General features: G+C 46.4%; 17 protein-coding genes. All 17 read left to right on the top strand.

Annotation, left to right across the window (positions count from 1 at the left end; genetic code table 11):
• Positions 1-642 (top strand): citrate/2-methylcitrate synthase (locus K8U60_RS10860; RefSeq protein WP_317851922.1); only part of this gene is annotated, 642 nt, incomplete at its 5' end.
• Between the two features lie 92 nt (positions 643-734).
• The gene (gene icd, locus K8U60_RS10855) at positions 735-2,003 is read left to right on the top strand and encodes an NADP-dependent isocitrate dehydrogenase (protein WP_223638456.1); all 1,269 of its coding nucleotides are present in this window, start codon (positions 735-737) and stop codon (positions 2,001-2,003) included.
• Positions 2,004-2,810: 807 nt separating this feature from the next.
• Positions 2,811-3,749: a malate dehydrogenase gene (mdh, locus tag K8U60_RS10850; protein ID WP_223638452.1), complete on the top strand. Its 939-nt coding sequence runs from the start codon at positions 2,811-2,813 to the stop codon at positions 3,747-3,749.
• Between the two features lie 162 nt (positions 3,750-3,911).
• Positions 3,912-4,388, top strand: coding sequence for a MaoC/PaaZ C-terminal domain-containing protein (locus tag K8U60_RS10845; protein WP_223638450.1), 477 nt, complete (start codon positions 3,912-3,914; stop codon positions 4,386-4,388).
• Between the two features lie 45 nt (positions 4,389-4,433).
• Positions 4,434-5,141, top strand: coding sequence for a response regulator transcription factor (locus tag K8U60_RS10840; protein ID WP_223638447.1), 708 nt, complete (start codon positions 4,434-4,436; stop codon positions 5,139-5,141).
• Positions 5,138-6,535 carry a two-component system histidine kinase PnpS gene (pnpS, locus tag K8U60_RS10835; protein WP_223638445.1) on the top strand — a complete coding sequence of 466 codons (1,398 nt, stop codon included), beginning with the start codon at positions 5,138-5,140 and terminating at the stop codon, positions 6,533-6,535. The genes K8U60_RS10840 and pnpS overlap by 4 nt, the downstream gene beginning before the upstream one ends.
• A gap of 14 nt (positions 6,536-6,549) precedes the next feature.
• Positions 6,550-7,767, top strand: coding sequence for a carboxylate--amine ligase (locus K8U60_RS10830; RefSeq protein WP_223638442.1), 1,218 nt, complete (start codon positions 6,550-6,552; stop codon positions 7,765-7,767).
• 171 nt (positions 7,768-7,938) lie between these two features.
• Positions 7,939-8,904: an FtsH protease activity modulator HflK gene (gene hflK / locus K8U60_RS10825; protein WP_223638440.1), complete on the top strand. Its 966-nt coding sequence runs from the start codon at positions 7,939-7,941 to the stop codon at positions 8,902-8,904.
• Complete coding sequence (gene hflC, locus K8U60_RS10820) at positions 8,904-9,875, top strand: protease modulator HflC (RefSeq protein ID WP_223638438.1); 972 nt, start codon at positions 8,904-8,906, stop codon at positions 9,873-9,875. Before hflK ends, hflC begins: the two co-directional genes overlap by 1 nt.
• A gap of 66 nt (positions 9,876-9,941) precedes the next feature.
• Positions 9,942-12,578 carry a DNA polymerase I gene (gene polA, locus K8U60_RS10815; RefSeq protein WP_223638436.1) on the top strand — a complete coding sequence of 879 codons (2,637 nt, stop codon included), beginning with the start codon at positions 9,942-9,944 and terminating at the stop codon, positions 12,576-12,578.
• Positions 12,579-12,593: 15 nt separating this feature from the next.
• Positions 12,594-13,463, top strand: coding sequence for a bifunctional DNA-formamidopyrimidine glycosylase/DNA-(apurinic or apyrimidinic site) lyase (mutM, locus tag K8U60_RS10810; protein ID WP_223638434.1), 870 nt, complete (start codon positions 12,594-12,596; stop codon positions 13,461-13,463).
• Positions 13,464-13,472: 9 nt separating this feature from the next.
• The gene (gene coaE, locus K8U60_RS10805; protein ID WP_223638523.1) at positions 13,473-14,078 is read left to right on the top strand and encodes a dephospho-CoA kinase; all 606 of its coding nucleotides are present in this window, start codon (positions 13,473-13,475) and stop codon (positions 14,076-14,078) included.
• 101 nt (positions 14,079-14,179) lie between these two features.
• Entirely contained in the window at positions 14,180-15,199 is a 1,020-nt protein-coding gene (locus K8U60_RS10800; protein WP_223638432.1) for a glyceraldehyde-3-phosphate dehydrogenase, read from the top strand.
• Positions 15,200-15,515: 316 nt separating this feature from the next.
• Positions 15,516-15,899: an adenosylmethionine decarboxylase gene (gene speD, locus K8U60_RS10795; protein ID WP_191716028.1), complete on the top strand. Its 384-nt coding sequence runs from the start codon at positions 15,516-15,518 to the stop codon at positions 15,897-15,899.
• Between the two features lie 113 nt (positions 15,900-16,012).
• Positions 16,013-16,489 carry a transcriptional regulator NrdR gene (gene nrdR, locus K8U60_RS10790; protein WP_215098881.1) on the top strand — a complete coding sequence of 159 codons (477 nt, stop codon included), beginning with the start codon at positions 16,013-16,015 and terminating at the stop codon, positions 16,487-16,489.
• Between the two features lie 10 nt (positions 16,490-16,499).
• The gene (locus K8U60_RS10785; RefSeq protein WP_223638430.1) at positions 16,500-17,870 is read left to right on the top strand and encodes a replication initiation and membrane attachment family protein; all 1,371 of its coding nucleotides are present in this window, start codon (positions 16,500-16,502) and stop codon (positions 17,868-17,870) included.
• Entirely contained in the window at positions 17,871-18,806 is a 936-nt protein-coding gene (dnaI, locus tag K8U60_RS10780; RefSeq protein WP_223638428.1) for a primosomal protein DnaI, read from the top strand. It abuts the gene before it with no gap.
• Positions 18,807-18,952 lie beyond the last annotated feature (146 nt).

Here is an 18,952-nt window from a genome sequence, read left to right as displayed (position 1 = left end):
ATGCTGTCCGGCGAATTGCCGGAAGCGATCGAAGAGGAAGCCTTCAACAAAGCCCTTGTGCTTCACGCCGACCACGAATTGAACGCTTCGACGTTCACGGCGCGTGTCGCAGTGGCGACGCTGTCTGACGTCTATTCCGGCGTGACAGCAGCCATCGGCGCATTGAAAGGCCCGCTTCACGGCGGCGCCAACGAACAAGTGATGAAGATGCTCACGGAAATCGGCTCGGTCGACAACGTAGAGAAGGTCATCACCGAAAAATTGGCGAACAAAGAGAAAATCATGGGCTTCGGCCACCGCGTCTACCGCAAGGGCGACCCGCGTGCGAAGCATCTGCGTGAAATGTCCCAGAAACTGACGAAGATCCGCGGCGAAGAAAAATGGTACGACATGTCGGTGAAAATCGACGACATCGTCACAGGCCAGAAAAACCTTCCGCCGAACGTGGATTTCTACTCGGCTTCGGTCTACCACAGCCTGAACATCGAACATGACCTGTTCACGCCGATCTTTGCGGTTTCCCGCACATCCGGCTGGCTGGCGCATATCCTTGAGCAGTACGCAGACAACCGCCTGATCCGCCCGCGTGCGGAATACATCGGGCCTGGCATGCAGACGTATGTGCCGGTTGAAGAAAGATAAGAAGCGTTTTATCATCATGAAGAAAAAAATATAACTCATAGGGCTTGCACTCTGTGCAGCCCTATGACTTTGACCACAGGAGGAAATTAAACATGACTAACGGCGAAAAAATTTCAGTAGAAAACGGTGTCTTGAACGTTCCCAACAATGCAGTAATCCCATATATTATCGGTGACGGAACAGGACCTGACATCTGGTACGCAGCATCACGCGTTTTAGAAGAAGCGGTAACAAAAGCGTTCAACGGCGAAAAATCAATTGTCTGGAAAGAAGTTCTTGCAGGACAAAAAGCATTCGACGAAACTGGTGAATGGCTGCCTGAAGAAACTCTTGACGTGATCCGCGAGTACTTGATCGCAATCAAAGGACCTTTAACGACGCCAATCGGCGGCGGTATCCGTTCATTGAACGTAGCACTTCGCCAGGAACTTGATTTGTATACTTGCCTGCGTCCAGTCCGTTACTTCGAAGGCGTACCTTCACCGGTTAAACGCCCTGAAGATACAGATATGGTTATTTTCCGTGAGAACACTGAAGATATCTATGCTGGCATTGAATATTCTAACGGTTCGGATGAAGTGAAGAAATTGATTTCATTCCTACAAGATGAAATGGGCGTTAAAAACATCCGTTTCCCTGAGTCTTCAGGTATCGGCATCAAACCGATTTCAGAAGAGGGAACAAAACGCTTAGTGCGCGCTGCAATCAACTATGCAATTACTGAAGGCCGTGAGTCATTGACGCTTGTTCATAAAGGGAACATCATGAAGTTCACTGAAGGAGCTTTCAAAAACTGGGGCTACGAAGTAGCAGAGCAGGAATTCGGCGATAAAGTCTTCACATGGAACGAATACGATGCTATCAAAGATGAAAAAGGTACAGACGCTGCGAACAAAGCACAGGAAGAAGCTCTTGCTTCAGGCAAAATCCTTATCAAGGATTCAATCGCTGATATCTTCCTGCAACAGATCCTTACACGTCCAAGCGAGTTCGATGTTGTTGCGACAATGAACTTGAACGGCGATTACATCTCTGATGCTTTGGCTGCTCAAGTAGGCGGAATTGGTATCGCTCCTGGAGCGAACATCAACTACGATACTGGACATGCGATTTTCGAAGCAACTCACGGAACAGCACCTAAATACGCTGGCCTTGATAAAGTAAACCCTTCATCTCTAATCCTTTCAGGCGTCTTGATGCTTGAGCACCTAGGATGGGGAGAAGCTGCTAAAATGATCACAAACTCTATGGAGAAAACAATTGCTTCCAAAGTTGTAACTTATGACTTTGCACGTCTAATGGACGGCGCTACAGAAGTGAAATGCTCTGAGTTTGCTGATGAATTGATCAAAAACCTATAAGAGTTAAAGAAAAGGAGGGGGATTCCCCTCCTTTTTTTGTATCGACTATTTCAAATGGAAATGGGATAGCCAAAAATTAAACGATGGATTAATGGTTTTCGCTAGAGGCCATCTCTTATGGAGCAATGGTGCTCCTTTGGGAATCCACACTGTTTTGGTCTATTTCCTTTAGGGTAAAGAAAGTAAACATACATCTTTCTAACTGTATAAGTTGAACTAAAGAAGTAACAGTTATAGGCCAATTCGACGGCTAGGGAAGAGAAGAGAACAATGATTCTCTGCAAGCTCTGTCGCAAAGGTGAACCAAATTCTTCAGGCGTATCTTAGTTCACACGATAAGCCGAGAAACACACTCATCTTAGTGCCCCCTCTCGTCCTGAGCCGCACCGGTGCTGGAGAACACTCATNAACCAAATTCTTCAGGCGTATCTTAGTTCACACGATAAGCCGAGAAACACACTCATCTTAGTGCCCCCTCTCGTCCTGAGCCGCACCGGTGCTGGAGAACACTCATAGATATGGAGCAAAACAGCGAAGACTCCTGCGGCTTAGCGATTCGACCGATACACCGCAGGGAGCGCAGCGGACGAGGTGGATTGGGCGGGAGCCCGCTGGAAAGCGGAGCTGTTTTGCGGAGTATCAGCTAATATAAAACATTAGTTCAACTTATATAACTGTTTTATAGCGCCGCTTGCCTTCAAGCTTGCGCAGGAGCAATTGTCTTTGCTTTATTCCGAAGCGGGCTAAGTGACTATAGAAAGTAGATGCAACACTTCCACTCAACTACTGTTAAAGGAGAGATAGTTCATGACATTCAAACGCAAAAAGATTTCAGTGATCGGTTCAGGTTTTACAGGGGCAACGACGGCATTCCTGTTGGCTCAAAAAGAATTGGGCGATGTTGTTTTGGTGGATATTCCGCCTATGGAAAATCCGGCAAAAGGCAAAGCATTGGATATGGCCGAAGCTGGTCCAGTTCAAGGGTTTGATGCCCGCGTATCAGGTACATCGAATTACGAAGACACCAAAGACTCAGACCTGGTGATCATCACTGCAGGAATTGCGCGTAAGCCGGGCATGAGCCGTGATGATCTGGTCCAAACCAACCAGAAAGTCATGAAAGCTGTTACAGCGGATATTGTGAAGTATTCTCCGGAGACGACTATCATTGTCCTGACGAATCCGGTTGATGCAATGACCTATACGGTTTTCCAAGCATCGGGTTTCCCGAAAGAACGTGTAATCGGACAATCTGGCGTACTTGACTCGGCCCGTTTCCGAACATTTGTCGCAGAAGAATTGAACGTGTCGGTTAAAGACGTCACAGGATTCGTATTGGGTGGTCACGGGGACGATATGGTGCCACTCGTCCGTTATTCCTACGCAGGCGGAATTCCATTGGAGACGATGATCGCCAAAGAGCGCTTGGATGAAATTGTGGAACGCACCAGAAAAGGCGGGGCGGAAATCGTCAACCTTCTTGGAAACGGTTCGGCTTATTACGCACCGGCCGCATCATTGGTTGAAATGGCAGAAGCGATCATCAAAGATCAGCGCCGCATCCTGCCCTCCATCGCCTATTTGGAAGGTGAGTATGGATTGGATGGCATTTACCTGGGTGTACCGACAATTTTGGGAGCAGCCGGGATTGAGAAAATCATTGAAATCGATTTGAATGAAGAAGAAAAAGTATTGTTGAACCAATCAGCGGATTCAGTGAAAGCGGTAATGAAAGTATTGGCATAATCCTTAAAGGCGGACAGGAAATTTTCCTGTCCGTTTTTTTGAGTACAGGCTTACTTTTCCGTTTTTCATTTATGCACACCCTATTCCTGCTACCTTAGGCGCTTGCACTTTCATTGGCTAAATTGATACTATAGAGATATCAAGAAAATGGAGGGATGTTGTTTGTTGCTTGGGAAAAAGCGGAAATTAGGCCGGCGAGTGGAAGACATCAAAATCGGCGAGAAATTGAAACTCACAGAAAAGATTGAGGACAAGGATCTACTTCTTTATCTGGGATTGACAAATGACAGCAATCCGCTGTATATTCAACACGATTTTGCGGCGCAGACCGCTTTCGAAAAGCCGGTGGTGCCGAATATCATGCTGACGGGCATCCTGACTTCTGCGGTCTCCAAATATATACCGGGTCCCGGTTCTTATATTACCGGCCAGCAGCTGAAGTTTTTGAAACCTGTCCATCATTATGCGACAATCGATTTTCTGTTGGAAGTTGTTGAAGTGGATATCAAACACAATGAGATAATTGTCCAAGTTGAAGGAATCGATGAAACTGGCGATATCGCGATACAAGGACAAATTACTGCTAATCCACCGCAAGTAGTGGAACAATTGACGACTCCTGCAACAGGCAATATCTAACGCGGTTTGAAATGGGGGTTTCAAACTGAGTGTGGAGGATGTAAAATGCTGAAGAAAATATTGATAATCGAAGATGAACATTCAATTGCGACCTTACTTTCCTATAACCTTGTTCAGGCGGGTTTTGAAACCATTATCGCCAATGACGGAAAACAGGGATATGAACTGGCCCTAAGCGAAAATCCTTCATTGATTGTTCTGGATCTTATGCTGCCGTCGATGGACGGGGTGGAAGTCTGCAAATCGCTGCGCCAGCAAAAAGTCAATACACCGATTATCATGCTGACGGCTAAAGGCGATGAGTTTGATAAAGTATTGGGCTTGGAACTGGGAGCGGATGATTATATGACCAAACCTTTCAGTCCTAGGGAAGTAGTGGCGCGCATCAAAGCGGTGTTGAGAAGAGCCAGTAACGTTCCGACGCCACAACAGGATTCCTCGGCACCGATTTCTCTCGGGAAGTTAGATGTTTATCCTGATCGATTTGAAGTTTTCCTCAATAAAGAACAATTGGAATTTACACCGAAGGAATTTGAGTTGCTGGTGTATTTAATGGAAAACAAAAATCGGGTATTGACGCGTGATCAGCTGCTGAGTGCTGTGTGGAAATACGATTTTGCGGGAGATACGCGCATCGTCGATGTCCATATCAGCCATTTGCGGGATAAAATAGAGGAAAACAGCCGAAAACCGACATTCATTAAGACGATTCGAGGGCTGGGCTATAAGTTCGAGGAGCCGAAAAGTTCATGAAATCCTTTCGGCATCGTCTGCTCGCCACCCTGTTGGTATGGATCGGAATGATGTTGGCCGGGTTGTTCATCGTCATGCTTCAAGTGCTGCCAATTTATGAAAGCGCCGAAGACAAGACCGATATTTGGATGATCCTATTTTTGACATTTGCAGTTGCTTTATTTTTTTCAGCTATTGTCGGAAGCCGGATCATCGAAGTGAACATTCAGCCGATTGAAAATGCCACTGAAACCGCAATGGAGTTGGTCAAAGGCAATTACCGGGCGCGTGCCTCGGAGTCCAATGCACTGGGCAGTGTCGAATTGAGCCGAACCATCAATGTGCTGGCCCGGAATCTTCAGGAAATCACTGCAATACGGGGCATGGAGCAGGAGCGCCTAAAAACACTGATTGAAAATATGGGCAGTGCATTGATTATGATCGACAAGCAAGGAGCCGTTTCCCTTGTCAATAAACCCTTTCTGGATGAATTTGGTTTATCTACTGAAAATACTTTGGGAAAATTCTACAAAGAAATACATGTCCCTTCTGAACTAGAGGATTTCATCGAAAATGTCTTCATGATGGAAACCCATTCTCGGGCTCAGATAGAATTTTTGTCAGGGCTTAAATTGAAGAACCTGAATGTCTACGGAGCCCCTGTTATTGGAGAGCACGAGCGCTGGCTGGGGATTGTCATCGTCTTTCATGATATTACGGAATTGAAGAGGCTGGAGCAGATCCGCAAAGACTTCGTGGCAAACGTCTCCCATGAACTTCGGACACCCGTAACATCCATTAAAGGGTTTTCCGAAACCCTGCTGGATGGGGCTTACCAGGATACTGAGACTTTGTTGTCGTTTCTGGAGATTGTCCATTCGGAAAGCAATCGTTTGGAGATGCTCATCAATGATCTTCTCGATTTATCCAATGTAGAACAGAGTGGTTTTGAAGTTAATGCGCAGCCAACCGACATGAAGGCTGCGATAAATCGGGCAGTGGAAATGATTCAGCCGAAGCTCGACGAAAAGTCCATTCAGCTGAACCTGGAAGTGAAACCCGTGACTGTTTTAGGGGATGCAAACCGGTTAATCCAAGTGGTTATGAATCTTTTGATCAATGCAGTTACATATTCAAGCAATCATACCGAAATCACCATCCGGCTTTTCGTCAAAGACGAGCAAGCCGTCATTCAAGTGGAAGACCAAGGAATCGGAATAGAAAGCTCGGAAATCGGCCGGTTATTTGAGCGTTTTTACCGTGTCGACCGAGCTCGCAGCCGAAATTCAGGCGGCACCGGCCTCGGACTGTCCATTGTTAAACACTTAATCGAGGCGCATCATGGAAAAGTGGAAGTCGACAGCCAAGTTGGGGTCGGCACGACATTTACTATCTATTTGCCTTTGGCTAGTTAATTTAGGAGGAAAGTATGGAAACTAAACACCCATTTTTACCGATTATCGTCGGAACAGACATGAACGCTTATAACATGGCCATTTCGTTTCACGAAGCATATGGCATCAAGCCGATTTTGATCGGTAAAGAACATTTATCATTCACTTCACTTAGCACCATTACCGAAACGATTGACTTGCATCCGGGATTGGCAGACGATTCCCAGTTCGCCGATATCCTGATCGATGTTGCGGATAAGTACAGAGCTCCCGGCAAAACCCTTTTGCTGATTGGAACGAACGATCTTTATGTACGCTTAATCATTGAAAATGCGAAAATTTTGCGCGAGCATTATGTCTTTAATTATATTAATGAAGATTTGATGAATCAGCTGCAGGTCAAAGCGAATTTCTATGAGCTTTGCAAAGCGCATGGCATTGAGACACCGACAACATTCTTCTATGACTGCAATTCGAAAGTCCCATTTGAAGAAGAAATGATGTTCCCGGTCATCATCAAGCCGAGCAATGGCATCGAGTACAGCAGAAACAAGTTTGCGGGCCAACAGAAAGTCTATAAAGTCGAAAGCCCGAAAGAAATGCACGAAGTGATCCAGCAGATCAAAGCAGGCGGGTACCGCGATGAATTGATCATCCAGGATTATATTCCTGGGGATGACACGTATATGTGGGATTCAGTCATCTATGCGAACTCCAAAGGGAAGACGCAGTTGGTGACTTTTGCGCAGGTGGTCTTGCAGGAGCATACAGTTACGGCCATCGGGAATTACACAGCGCTGATTACCCGTTTTGACAAAGACATGATGGTCAAGCTGCAGAATTTTCTGGAAGCCGTCGGTTACAATGGCTTTGCGAACTTCGATTTGAAATACGATGCACGCGATAACAAATTCAAAGTGTTCGAAGTGAATATTCGCCAAGGGCGCTCAAGCTATTACGTAACAGCGCTTGGACATAATATGGCTGAGTATTTTGTCGACGATTTAATTTATCAGACCGATAAACCCGTGACGTATTTGAATGAAGACTTCTTGTTCACTGTCGTACCAAAAGCGGTGCTGCGCAATTTCGTCGACAACAAAGCGGTGCAGAAAGACATTAAGCGTCTGATCAAAAAAGGCCAATATGGCAATCCGCTCTTCTATAAAAAAGATAAGCATTTGAAGCGTAAAGTCTATCTTCTAGCGCGCCAGGTGAATTATTACAAGAAGTATAAGAACAATCAATGGTAAGTTTACAGAAGCTTAACACCAGCTTCACAGTCGGGTGGTAAGGTTTAATAGAACCCCCTTCAACCGCATGATTTGAAAAAGAGTCCCTTCCCCGGGCTCTTTTTCTTTTTTTATGAAACTATTTCCATATCATTCCGTATTAATGGGTAACAAGAAAAAGGGGGACCCATCATGACGACAAAAAAATTGCTGGCAGTGATTGGTTTGTCTATTGCCGGAATTCTTCTGCTGATCGCAGTTTTCACTTCCTGGTATACAGTAGATGAATCGGAACAGGCGGTCATCATTACGTTTGGTGTAGCCAATGAAACCGTCACCGAAGCAGGATTGCATTTCAAGATGCCTTGGCCGATCCAAAAAGCAGAGATCCTGTCAAAAGAAACCTATAGCCTGCAATTCGGCTATAACCAAAACGAAGAAGGTGAGATCGTGGCTTTCGATAAGGAAACCAAGATGATCACAGGAGACGAAAATATCGTCCTGACGGATTTGGTGGTCCAATGGAAAATCACCGATCCAAAAAAATACCTGTTCAATGCGGAAGCGCCTCAGGACATTCTCCATGACGCAACATCTGCCTCGATCCGCTCCATTATCGGCAGCTCGCTGATCGATGATGCACTGACATCCGGTAAAGCGGAAATCGAAGCGGAAACACGCGATCTGCTTGCTTCATTAATTGAGAAATACGATATCGGCATTACAGTTCTGGCGGTCAAACTTCAAGACGTGGAGCTGCCGAACGAAGAAGTACGCGCAGCATTTACCAATGTAACAGATGCCCGTGAAACGATGAACACAAAAATCAATGAAGCGAGAAAATACGAAAACCAGAAACGCAATGAAGCGCTCGGAGAAAAAGCGGCCATCAATTCACGTGCAGAAGGACAGAAAGTCTCACGGATTCAGCAGGCGACTGGAGACGTAGCGCTTTTCGATAAACTGTTCGTGGAGTATGAAAGCAATCCGGAAGTCACCAAACAACGGATTATTATGGAAACATTGGAGTCGGTCCTGCCGAACGCTAAATTGTACATCATGAACGATGAAGGCGGCACGATGAAATACTTGCCGCTTGATGGACTCCAGACCGCGGTTCCGCCAGCGGCTGAGACAGAAGAAGGGGGCGGCAACTGATGGAACCGAACAAACCCCTAACTGAAGTAAAGAAATACAATCCATACGAGAAACCGAAAAAGAAAAAAGAACCGAAAGATCCGATTGATTTCAAGAAATACTGGAAATTGATTGTCGGCCTGGTTGTAGCATTCGCTCTTCTTCTCATCTTCCTGACAAATGTGTATATCGTAAAGGAAAATGAATACCGGGTCGTACGCCAATTTGGTGAAGTGGTGAAGATCCAAGAAGAGCCGGGCATCAAGATGAAAGTTCCGTTCATCCAAAGTGTCACAACCTTGCCGAACTATCAAATGACGTATGACGTTTCAGAAGCGGAAATCAACACGAAAGATAAAAAGCGAATCATCATCGACAATTACGCAGTGTGGCATGTGGTGAATCCGCTTGATTTGATTTCGAATGCCGGGACGATCGTCAATGCCGAAAGCCGGATGGAGGAATTTATCTATTCGGTAGTGCGGACAGAACTTGGACAATTGAACTACGATGAAATCATCAACGATGAAAATTCTTCCCGTGGCAGTTTGAACGATAATGTCACAGCAAAAGTAAACGAATTATTGGAAACCGACCAATATGGCATCCAAGTGCTGGACGTCCGTATTAAGCGAACGGATCTGCCGGAAGAAAATGAGCAATCTGTTTATACGCGGATGATTTCAGAGCGTGAGTCCACTGCTCAGGATTATCTGTCTCAAGGAGATGCAAAGAAACAGGAAATTGAAGCACAGGCTGACCGTGAAGCGCAGGAAGTGATTGCGACTGCACGCAAGGAAGCTGCGCTGATCCAGTCGGAAGGTGAATCGGAAGCTGCTAAAATCTACAACGCATCCTTTTCGAAAGATCCGGAATTCTATGAACTCTACCGTTCACTGGAATCCTATAAGAAAACAATCGGCGATGATACGGTGATTATTCTGCCGTCGGATTCACCATACGCGGATATCCTATCGGGTAATTTCGAATAAGGCTGCGGCCGTCATTTCTCTTCTATTTGCCCGCGTGGTAAAATAAAGGGAATGACGGCTTTTTTTATGGAAAGGGGTAATTTTGTGGCAAAGAAAATACTTTTATTAGATGGGAACAGTTTGGCGTATCGTGCTTTTTTCGCCTTGCCGCTGTTGACCAATGAAAGCGGCATTCACACGAATGCGGTATATGGATTTACGATGATGCTCCAAAGAGTATTGGAGGAAGAAAAGCCAACGCATATGATCGTGGCTTTTGACGCGGGGAAAACGACTTTCCGCCACAAGACCTTCAGTGAATACAAAGGGGGACGGCAAAAAACGCCGCCTGAGCTGTCGGAACAATTTCCTTATTTGAAGAAATTGATCGACGCTTACCGGATCAAGCGCTACGAATTGGAAAATTACGAGGCGGACGATATCATCGGTACCTTGAGCCTGGAAGCGGAGCGGGAAGGCGACGAAGTGGTGGTCATTTCAGGAGACAAAGATTTGACGCAATTGGCTTCACCTTCCACAACGGTTTACATAACGCGGAAAGGCATCACCGATATCGAGAAGTACACGGTTGAGCACATTAAAGAGAAGTATGGCCTTACGCCTAACCAGATCATCGATATGAAGGGCCTGATGGGCGATGCATCCGATAATATTCCCGGTGTCCCGGGTGTGGGCGAAAAAACAGCGCTGAAACTATTGGCGGCACATGGCTCAGTTGAAGGAGTATACGAAGCCATTGACCAGCAAAAAGGCAAGATGAAAGAAAAATTGGTTGCCAATGAAGACCTTGCCTACATCAGTAAACAGCTGGCGACAATCGAACGCAATGCACCGATCGACATCAAAATCGAGGAATTGAGCTATGCAGGACCCGACCAAGACGAATTGGTGAAGGTTTGGAATGAGCTGGCGTTTAAATCTTTATTGGAAAAAATGGAATACACAGCTGAAGAAACCGTCAAAGAAGAGCTGGAATTCGAGGTGCTGACCAGTATTGATCCAGCCATCTTGAAAGATGAGATGGCGGTACATCTGGAGCTTTACGACGAGCATTACCATAGCTGCGACCTGCTTGGTGTTTCGTTGTCCACAGAATCGGAAACCTATGTAATTCCGATGGATGTGGTTGAGCAGTCGAAGGAATTTCGTGCCTGGTTCAAAGACCCGTCGAAGAAAAAATTCATGGCGGATTCCAAAGCAGCGACGGCAGCGTTTCTGCGCTGCGGCATTGAATTGAAAGGCGTCGATTTCGACTTGATGTTGGGTGCTTATATTGTCAACCCATCGTTGACTTACACCGATATGGCGAGCATCGTCCAGGAATATGGCTATGCCGATGTCTCGACTAATGAACAAATTTATGGAAAAGGTGCAAAGAAGAAGGTGCCTGAAGCATCAATCCTCAACGAGCACATTGCCAGAAAAGCGCGCACCATCTGGAAAGTGCGCCCGCTGGTCATGGAAAAACTCGAAGAAAACGAGCAATTCGATCTATACGATAAATTGGAGCTTCCACTTGCGACGGTTTTGGGCCAAATGGAATCACTAGGCGTTATGGTCGACCGCAACCAATTATCTGAAATGGGCAAGGAGTTGTCCCATAAGCTGGAGAAAATTGAGTCGGATATCTACAGTTTGGCCGGACAGCAATTCAACATCAATTCCCCGAAACAATTAGGTGTGGTGCTGTTTGAAAACCTGGGATTGCCGGCATTGAAGAAAACTAAGACAGGCTACTCGACAGCAGCGGATGTCCTGGAAAAACTGGAAGGCCAGCATGAAATCATTTCGCATATTCTGCTGTACCGCCAATTGGGCAAACTGCTGTCTACTTATATAGAAGGTTTGTTGAAAGAGATTCATAAGGACGGCAAAGTCCATACGCGTTTCCAGCAAGCACTGACGACGACCGGCCGACTCAGCTCGACCAATCCGAACTTGCAGAACATCCCTGTGCGCCTTGAAGAAGGCCGTAAAATCCGTAAAGCTTTTGTACCTTCCGAACCGGGCTGGGTGATGGTTGCGGCTGATTATTCCCAGATCGAATTGCGTGTCCTCGCAGATATGTCGGAAGACGAGCGCTTGGTCCAAGCCTTTAAGGATGACCGCGATATCCATACAACAACCGCCAGTGATGTTTTCCATGTCCCTGAAGAAGAAGTGACCGGAGACATGCGGCGCGCAGCAAAAGCCGTCAATTTCGGGATTGTCTATGGCATCAGTGATTATGGCCTGTCCCAAAACCTGAATATCACCCGCAAAGAAGCAGCAGCATTCATTGAACGTTATTTTGCCAGCTTCCCAGGCGTCAAAAGCTATATGACCAACATAGTAGCGGATGCCAAGCGTGACGGGTTTGTCACGACCTTGATGAATCGCCGGCGTTATTTGCCGGACATCACCAGCTCTAATTTCAATTTGCGCAGCTTTGCAGAACGCACTGCGATGAATACGCCGATCCAGGGCAGTGCAGCCGACATCATCAAAAAAGCGATGATCGATATGGATGCCGCGTTGGAGCGTGAAGACATGCAGACGCGTATGCTGCTGCAAGTGCACGATGAATTGATATTCGAAGCGCCGCCGGAAGAACTGGACAAGCTGATGGAATTGGTTCCTCAAGTGATGGAGAATGCAGTGAAGCTGAGCGTTCCATTGAAAGTAGACATCGCGCATGGCGATACTTGGTACGATACTAAATGACAGGAGGGCAACGATATGCCTGAACTTCCGGAAGTGGAAGGTGTCGTTCGGCAGATCCGCCCTGTTTCCATTGGGAAAAAAATAGAGGCAGTCAGCGTTTCAGAGACCATCCGTGTTTCCAAAACGAACGGCAAAGAAGCGATCATCAAACGGATGGAAGCCGATCGTTTCATCGAAAGCTTGGTCGGGGCACAAATCATCCGTGTCGAACGACGGAGCAAGTATATTTATTTTACCTTAAGAAATGAAAACGAATTTTTATTGGTCAACCATTTAGGGATGTCCGGAGCCTGGTTCTATGTCGACCAGCTCCAGTCCATTTCGGAGGATAAATTCCGGCGACATGTCCATGTGGTGCTGACCTTGAGCGATGGAAACCTTCTGGCGTTTTCTGATATCCGCCGTTTTGGGGAAATGAGGGTATTGCAGGAAGAGGGAGATTTTCCGCCTTTGCTGCTGATGGCGCCGGAGCCTTTCGAAGCCGTAGCGCTGGATCATTTCCTGATCATGGCAGAAAGTCCGAAGTATAAGAACAAGGCCATCAAGGAAGTCATCATGGATGGACAGGTCATTTCGGGCTGCGGCAATATTTATGCTACTGAAGCACTTTTCAAGATGAAGATTCATCCGAAGCGTTCAGCCGGCCGCATCAGCAAGAAACGAAAAGTGGCTTTATTTGAAGCGATTGTCGCCATTTTGCTGGAAAGCATTGAAGCGGGGGGCAGTACGATTTCAGATTACCGGAATATCAACGGTGAATCGGGCAGTATGCAAAACCGTTTCGCTATGTACGGAAAAAAACAATGCATGGTTTGCGGTACGATGACGAAGACCTTAAAAATCGGAGGCCGGGCTTCAGTCTATTGCCCAGCATGCCAGAAATGAGGATGGATGATGATCATAGGATTGACAGGCAGTATTGCCAGTGGAAAAAGTACTGTATCAAACATGCTGAAAAATGCAGGTTATCCGATCATTGATGCCGATGTAGTCGCCCGTCTGGTCGTAGAACCGGGCTCCAACACCCTGGCGCAGATTGCCAAGGCGTTCGGCCCCGACGTGATCCAAGCAGACGGGACGATGGACCGGGCAAAAGTAGGGGAAATCATCTTCAACGATCCGGCCAGCCGGAAAATATTGAATGATCTTATCCATCCGGCAATCCGTCAGGAAATGTACCGGCAGCGCCAAGAATTTCTGGCGCAAGGCTACAAGACAATCGTTATGGACATTCCGTTACTGTTCGAAAGTCGCCTGCAGCACCTGGTAGACAAAATTCTGGTTGTCAGCGTGACGGAAGAAAATCAGTTCAGCCGATTAATGGAGCGGAATGGCTTTTCAGAAAAAGAAGCACGGGCACGCATCAGTTCCCAGTTGCCCATGTCCGTAAAAGAAGATGGAGCCGATGCTGTCATCTACAACAACGGAACACTGGATGAAACGAAATGGCAATTAAACAGAATTTTGGAGAATTGGCAGGCACGCCCTGAAAAAGAATAAAAGATCTGTTGTTTTAAGGTTCTCTAAATAGTTAATTGTGTTATACTATATAAGAAATTAAAAACATGAGTATAACTTAATTATAAACGGAGGACTCCTACATGACAGTTTCTATTGCAATTAACGGATTTGGCCGTATTGGCCGTATGGTTTTCAGACAGGCGATAATGATGGATGATGTCACGATTACGGCAGTTAACGCCACTTATCCCGCTGAGACCCTTGCGCATTTAATTAAGTATGACACAAATCACGGCACCTTCGCTGGTGACGTATCTTCAGAGGAAGATGCATTAATTGTTAACGGGAAACGAGTTCAATTGGTAAGTGAACGCGACCCATTGAATCTGCCATGGAAAGAAATGGGTATTGATATCGTCATCGAAGCAACCGGAAAGTTCAACGCTCGTGAAAAAGCTGCTCTTCATTTGGAGGCAGGAGCTAAAAAAGTGATTTTGACGGCTCCCGGGAAAAAAGAGGACATCACGATTGTCATGGGAGTCAACGACGACAAATTGGATATCGATAAGCATGACATCATTTCCAATGCGAGCTGCACGACCAACTGCCTGGCACCGGTCGTCAAAGTGCTTCATGACAAATTCGGTATTGAAAACGGCTTGATGACGACCATCCATTCCTATACGAATGACCAGCAGAACCTGGACAACCCTCACAAAGATCTTCGACGTGCACGTGCATGCGCGCAATCAATCATTCCTACTTCTACGGGTGCCGCGAAAGCGCTGTCACTGGTGATGCCGGAACTGCAGGGGAAACTGCATGGTATGGCGTTGCGGGTGCCAACTCCAAATGTCTCCCTTGTTGACCTGGTTGTCGACTTGGAGACAGATGTGACGATTGAGGAAATCAATCAGGCTTATGAAGAAGCCTCAGAAAATGGGTTGGAAGGAATCTTGAGCTTGACGATGGAGCCATTGGTTTCAGTGGATTTCAACAGCAATCCGAAATCGGCGATTGTTGATGGGTTGTCGACAATGGTCATCGGCAGCCGAAAAGTGAAAGTTCTGGCCTGGTATGACAACGAATGGGGATATTCAGCACGTGTCATCGATTTGACGAAAAAAGTCGCGAAGGCTTTAGTGCTAGTTTCTAAATAAGGCAAATCACCCCGGTACTCCGCTTTCAAATGGAGTACTGGGGTTTTTTATGGAAAATTTACTGAAAAAAATTCAGGATTAATAAGATATTATTATTGCATTTACAATTAATCCGTTTTATACTATGAATCGTAGTTGAAAAACGGCTACCACTTCTGAATTTCCACAATGCATCTCGGAATTAGGAGCGTAAGATTTTTTATTCACATGACTGCTTAAAGGGTTAGGACCTCTTTGGACTAACTTTCCCCCGTGGTAGTCAACTTTGAATATTTTGCGCAAAAACCAAAATGATATCAAAGGGGGAAAACGAACCATGGAAACAATGGGACGTCACGTAATTGCAGAACTTTGGCAGTGTGATTTTGACAAATTAAACGATATGGATTTTATCGAACAAACTTTTGTTGATGCAGCACTCAAATCTGGAGCTGAAGTAAGAGAGGTAGCTTTTCACAAATTCGCACCACAAGGTGTCAGCGGAGTTGTGATCATCTCTGAATCTCACTTAACCATCCACAGCTTCCCGGAACACGGCTACGCCAGTGTAGATGTTTACACTTGCGGTGACCTAGATCCTACAATTGCAGCAAAGTATATCGCAGAAGCGCTAGGGTCAACCTCAAGCGAGCTTGTCGAAATTCCGCGCGGTATGGGTCCAGTCAGTGTTGAGAAATCCAAAGTTTCAGTAACTGTATAATCCATTTAGCAAAAAAAAGTAAGCAGGGGATAAATTCCTCTGCTTTTTCTATTTTCCCAAAGAATTTTTGTTATACTAGATACACTAGATAGAGAATTTAGGGAGATGTCAAAATGAAATGTCCAGCTTGCCAACATAACGGCACACGTGTTGTCGATTCACGGCCAATAGATGAAATGAAGTCAATCAGAAGGCGCAGGGAATGTGAATCATGCGGATATCGCTTCACCACTTTTGAGAAAGTGGAAGAGATGCCGCTGATTGTCGTCAAAAAAGACGGCTCGCGTGAAGAGTTCAGCCGTGAAAAAGTCTTGCGTGGGTTAATTCGCGCATGTGAAAAGCGGCCTGTATCTTTGGAAGTATTGGAAGAAGTGGTCTTTACGATTGAGAAAGACCTCCGCCGAGCGGGCAATCCGGAAGTGAAATCCGAAGAGGTCGGGGAGTTGGTCATGAACCGGCTGGCAGCAATTGACGAGGTGGCTTACGTGCGCTTTGCTTCTGTGTATCGCCAATTCAAAGACATCACTGTTTTTATCGACGAACTGAAGGATTTGCTGAATAAAAGTCCGGAAGACAAGAAAATCGACTAGGCGGTGACTTATGACTGCATTTTATAAAGAACTCCAGCCTGCTGATCCGTATCGCATCCGGTTGCCTTATCCGTTTTCGAATTACGACCGACAGCTGCTGACTTTGCTGTATCAGCCTATGGTCGGCGCAGAAGCCATCGCTTTCTACTTGACGCTTTGGGCTGAAGGGGAAGCGTCCAAGGATGAAACCACCCATTATACATTGATGAACACATTGGGAAATCCCATTTCAAAAATCTTCGAAGCAAGAATTCAGCTGGAAGCGATCGGATTGCTGAAAACCTACCGGAAAGACACTGGCGACCGCTGCTTCATTTATGAATTATGTCCGCCGCTCGATCCGAAAACCTTTTTTATGGATCCACTCTTATCGATGTTCCTGTTCAGTAAAATTGGCGAAACGTCTTACCGGCGGGTACGGGACCGTTTTGTGGTGCACAATGAAATTCCTTCTGATTTTAAAGAAGTATCACGGACCTTTACGGATATTTTCCAACCGGTTCATGCGAAAGCGGGTTATCCCGCTGAAAAGCAGGATTTGCAGGGACGGAAAAAAGGCGGCTATGAAGCCGATTCCGATTTTGATTTCGGACTTCTCCGGCAAGGGTTATCGGAGCAGCTTGTTCCGAAAAGAGTACTGACTGCAACCATCAGAGAGTTCATCCCCAAATTGGCTTACCTGTATGGATGGGGGCCGTTGGAAATGCAAAAGGTTATCTTGCTGGCCATTGAAGACGATTATACGTTGACGGTGGAAGGCCTGAAGAAATCGGCATCCGAATATTATAAGCTGACGGTTTCGACCACTGCACCTCAGCTCGTCCAAGTGCATAAAGAAGCGCCGAAGCTGACAGAAGAAACACCGAAAACAAAACAGGACGAATTGCTTGTTTATTTGGAGACAGCACCGCCGATCCAAGTCCTGCGCGATATTGCAGATGGCAGTGAACCGCTGCCTGCAGATGTCCAGCTTGCCAATCAATTGGTCGTCACCCATGGCATGGAGCCGGCTGTCGTCAATGTATTGCTTCAATATGTCCTGCTGCGCACTGATATGAAACTGACCAAGGCCTATGTGGAAAAAATCGCTTCTCATTGGCTGCGGAAGAACGTCACCACTGCTAAAGAAGCGATGGAGCTTGCGCGAGTTGAGCATACGCAGTATATGAAATGGAAGTCGGAAGGTTCGCCCACAACAGTGGCCAAACCGTTTACCGGCAATGGCAACCGAAAACCGGTGCGTGAAGAAAAGCTGCCGGAATGGTTCCATAAAAAAGATGAGGCGCCAGCCGCCAAGGCAGAGCCTAGAAACGAAAGCCTGGAAGTGGAGAAGCAAAAACTTCTTGCGAAACTTGCGCTTAAGAAAGGAAAAGGTGGTTAAATGGAACCGATTCGCGAAACCTTAAAACGTGTGGTCAATGCGCCTGCTTTCTCTGAGCGTTATAGTGAAATGCGCAAAGAAGTGCTGGAACACCCAGGTGTCCAAAAATTCCTGGAAGACCATGCAGAGGAAATTGACACAGCTACCATCGATAAAGGACTGGGGAAGCTATACGAGTATATCGACCAGTCCCATGATTGCAATAAATGCCCGAGCCTGGGCGCTTGCATCAACCATCTAAAAGGCTTTGAACCGAACCTGGTGTTGGAACGGGGAAATATCGGCATCTCCTACACCAAATGCCGCTTGAAAGACGTCAACGACAATAAACGCCATGCTTCTTCTTTGATCCACAGCATGTATATGCCGAAAGAAGTCATGCAGGCGACGCTATCCGGATTTGATTTGGATGATAGCCGCATGGAAGCATTCCGCGCAGTCGGTGATTTCCTGGATCAGGCGACTGGCCCTGACAACCTGCCTGAAAAAGGATTATACCTTTATGGGCAATTCGGCATCGGCAAATCGTATTTACTCAGTGCAGTAGCTAATGAACTGGCGGAGATCAATGTTAAATCCGTACTGGTCTTCGTTCCTGAATTCATGCGTGAAATGAAACAGGCGATCGGTGACCAGACCTTGCAGGAAAAAGTCGACTACGTCAAAAAAGCGGATGTCCTGATGCTTGATGATATCGGAGCAGAAGCGATGTCGAGCTGGACCCGTGATGAAGTTCTGGGGACGATCCTTCATTACCGGATGTCCGAAAAACTGCCGACTTTCATGTCTTCGAATTTCAGCTATTCCGAACTGGAATACCATCTGACCTATTCACAGCGCGGCGAAAAAGAAGATTTGAAAGCTGCGCGCATCATGGAGCGGATCCGTGCGTTGACCACACCGGTTAAGCTCGACGGCCGCAACCGACGAAATTAAGCTCCGGAACTATTGCGTTTTACGGCGTTTCGGTTTATAGTAAAAACAATCGAACCAAGATTTTACATGCCTAGACAAGGACATGAGCGGATTTGTACGACTTTCAGAGAGAGAAGCCCTTGGCTGCAAGCTTCTTAAGTACCGGC

It is taken from the genome of Planococcus circulans (genome assembly GCF_020023385.1).
Lineage (GTDB): Bacteria > Bacillota > Bacilli > Bacillales_A > Planococcaceae > Planococcus.
This window is presented reverse-complemented; position numbering and strand designations above follow the sequence as displayed.